The sequence below is a fragment of the Shinella sp. G-2 genome (assembly GCF_050172695.1).
In the GTDB taxonomy this organism is placed as follows: domain Bacteria; phylum Pseudomonadota; class Alphaproteobacteria; order Rhizobiales; family Rhizobiaceae; genus Shinella.
Genome location: NZ_JBBEYH010000054.1, coordinates 1 through 3,053 on the forward strand (window position 1 = coordinate 1; position 3,053 = coordinate 3,053).

Below are 3,053 nucleotides of genomic sequence, written 5' to 3' on the forward strand. Positions count from 1 at the left end.
GAGCGAGCCGCGCACGCCCTCGCCGATCAGCGTGTATTTGCCGAGCAGCGCCATGCCGCGGGCGAAGTTCGGTCCCGGCTCGCCGTTCCTCTCGATACCCATGTCGCCGGTGGCAACGCCGATGACGGCACCCTCGTCGTTGTAGAGCACTTCGGTTGCGGCAAAGCCCGGATAGATTTCGACGCCGAGTTCTTCCGCCTTTGTCGCCAGCCAGCGACAGACGTTGCCGAGAGAGACGATGTAATTGCCGTGATTGTTCATCAGCGGCGGCATCAAAAAGTTCGGCAGGCGGATCGAGCCGGCCGGGCCCAAGAACAGGAAGTGGTCGTCCTTCACTTCGGTCTTGAACGGACGGTCGGCGTCCTTGCGCCAGTCCGGCAGCAGCCGGTCGATGCCGATGGGATCGACGACGGCGCCCGACAGGATATGCGCGCCGACTTCGGCGCCCTTTTCGAGCACGACGACCGAGAGCTCCGGATTGACCTGCTTCAGCCGGATCGCCGCCGAAAGCCCCGCAGGTCCCGCACCAACGATCACAACGTCGAATTCCATGCTTTCGCGTGCGGGAATCTCACTCATGCGTTTTCACTGACTTGCAAACTTGGGTGGGGTCAAACCGGCGAACCGGTACGCAGCAATCACAGTGTTTGCCATTAGCATAGCAATCGTCATCGGACCTACGCCGCCGGGGACCGGCGTAATGGCACCTGCGACACGCGCCACTTCCTCGAACGCAACATCGCCGACGAGTTTCGTCTTCCCTTCGCCTTTCTCGGGAGCGGCAATCCGGTTAATCCCGACATCGATAACCGTTGCACCTGGCTGCACCCAGTCAGCTTTGACAAGGCCAGGGTGACCCGCTGCAACGACAACAATATCGGCGTTTCTGCAAAGACCGGGAACATCGCGCGTACCCTTATGCACCGTGGTAACCGTCGCATTGGCCTCCAGCAGCAGCGCTGACATCGGCTTTCCGAATAAGTTCGACTTGCCGATCACAACAGCGTGCAGCCCTGTAAGGTCGTCGCCATGGACATCGCGAACGAATACCATGGCACCTGCCGGTGTACAGGAAACCAGCCCGCCATCGAGATCGCCTGTTACGATTCTGCCAGCGTTCGCGAAATGTAGACCGTCTACATCCTTCGCCGGGGCAATGGCGCGAATGATCGTGTCTGACCGCAAATGACCTGGAAGAGGCAACTGAACGAGAATACCGTGTACGAGCGGGTCATCGTTGAGTGACTCGATGAGCGTCGCCAACTCTTCTTGGCTCGTATCCTCCGACAGTTCGTGCTTAATTGACAGGAAGCCGCACTCGTGGGCCATTTTAGCCTTCGAGGAGACATAGGCATGGCTAGCAGGGTCATTACCAACGATTACAACTGCGATACCTGCCTGCACGCCTGTGTTTGAATGTAATGCTTCGCCTGCGCTCTTCACCTGCGCTACGATGGCGGCGGCGATCTGTTTCCCATCAATGATTGCGGTCATCGGTGGTTACCCCATCCGTTCGGACGCGTAGCTTCCGGGGCTGGCCGGGAACACGACAGTCCTATTGCCATTAACAAAGGTGCGATGATGGATGTGCGCGTGGATCGCACGAGCCAGAACCTGACTTTCGACATCGCGCCCCAGCGACACGTAGTCGTCAGGGCTTTGGGCATGCGTGATACGAACGGTATCCTGCTCGATGATCGGGCCTTCATCGAGGTCTGCCGTCACATAGTGGGCAGTCGCGCCAATCAGCTTCACACCGCGCTCGTACGCTTGCTTGTAGGGATTTGCGCCCTTGAAGCTGGGCAGGAAGGAATGGTGAATGTTGATGATCCTGCCCGACATCTTGGCGCAGAGCTGGTCGGACAAAATCTGCATGTAGCGGGCGAGCACAACCAGCTCGGTACCCGTTTGATCAACAATTTCGAGCATACGCGCTTCCGCCTGGGGCTTGTTCGCCTTGGTTACCTTGATGTGGTGGAACGGAATGTCATGGTTCACGACCACCTTCTGATAGTCGAAGTGGTTGGAGACGACACCAACGATGTCGATCGGAAGCGCGCCAATCCTCCAGCGATAAAGGAGATCGTTCAAGCAGTGACCGAAGCGCGAGACCATAAGAAGGACTTTTGTCCTCTTATCTCCTTGATGAAACTCGTAGGACATTGAAAGTCGCTTTGCGACCTCATCAAAGCCTTCGCGGATATCACGCTCCGGGATACCGGTTTCCGACTTGAAGCCAATTCTCATGAAGAACCGGCCGGTCTCAAGATCATCGAACTGCGAGCTATCAAGGATATTACAACCCTTGTCAGTCAGATAGCCGGAGATCGCCGCAACGATTCCCCTTGTGGACTTGCATGACACCGTAAGAACCAGATTTTCCATAGTCACAGGCTACTCCATCTAACATCAGCAGACACTGGGCCGCCTGGAGGTGACCTCGCCGTCTCATGTGAAATTGCGGTTAAAGGGCTTTTTCAAGTTCGGGCAGGACATCGAACAGATCGCCAACGAGACCGTAATCGGCGACCTGGAAGATCGGCGCTTCCTCGTCCTTGTTGATCGCGACGATCACCTTCGAATCCTTCATGCCGGCCAGATGCTGGATGGCGCCAGAAATGCCGCAGGCGATGTAGAGGTCGGGGGCAACAACCTTGCCGGTCTGGCCGATCTGCCAGTCGTTCGGCGCATAACCGGCATCGACAGCAGCACGGGAGGCACCGATGGCAGCGCCGAGCTTATCGGCAACTGGTACGATTACCTCGTCAAATTTGTCGGCAGAGCCAAGAGCGCGACCGCCAGAGATTACAGTCTTCGCTGAGGTAAGTTCCGGGCGATCTGAAGCCGACAGCGCATCAGCAACAAAGGATGAAAGTCCTGAAGAAAGAGCTGCCGTTGAGATTTCCTCAACGGCAGCAGATGGGCTTTGGGAGGCCTGGGAGAACGAGGCGGTGCGAACCGTGATTACCTTCTTCGCATCGGACGACTTTACCGTCTGGATGGCATTGCCCGCATAGATCGGACGCTTGAACGTGTCGGCAGAGACGATCTCG

4 protein-coding genes are annotated in these 3,053 nt (G+C 57.3%); all 4 read right to left on the reverse strand.

All coding sequences use genetic code 11. The features are described 5' to 3' along the window. Nucleotides 1-579, reverse strand: a 579-nt coding sequence (locus V8U06_RS28985; RefSeq protein WP_427143617.1) for an FAD-binding protein, incomplete at its 3' end; no start/stop codon positions are given. Between the two features lie 6 nt (nucleotides 580-585). After that, nucleotides 586-1,494 carry a bifunctional methylenetetrahydrofolate dehydrogenase/methenyltetrahydrofolate cyclohydrolase FolD gene (gene folD, locus V8U06_RS28990; RefSeq protein ID WP_427143618.1) on the reverse strand — a complete coding sequence of 303 codons (909 nt, stop codon included), beginning with the start codon at nucleotides 1,492-1,494 and terminating at the stop codon, nucleotides 586-588. A 6-nt stretch (nucleotides 1,495-1,500) separates the two neighbouring features. Beyond that, nucleotides 1,501-2,385 carry a formyltetrahydrofolate deformylase gene (gene purU / locus V8U06_RS28995; RefSeq protein WP_427143619.1) on the reverse strand — a complete coding sequence of 295 codons (885 nt, stop codon included), beginning with the start codon at nucleotides 2,383-2,385 and terminating at the stop codon, nucleotides 1,501-1,503. A gap of 79 nt (nucleotides 2,386-2,464) precedes the next feature. Beyond that, the coding region (locus tag V8U06_RS29000) for an electron transfer flavoprotein subunit alpha/FixB family protein (RefSeq protein WP_427143620.1) at nucleotides 2,465-3,053 on the reverse strand (589 nt) is incomplete at its 5' end.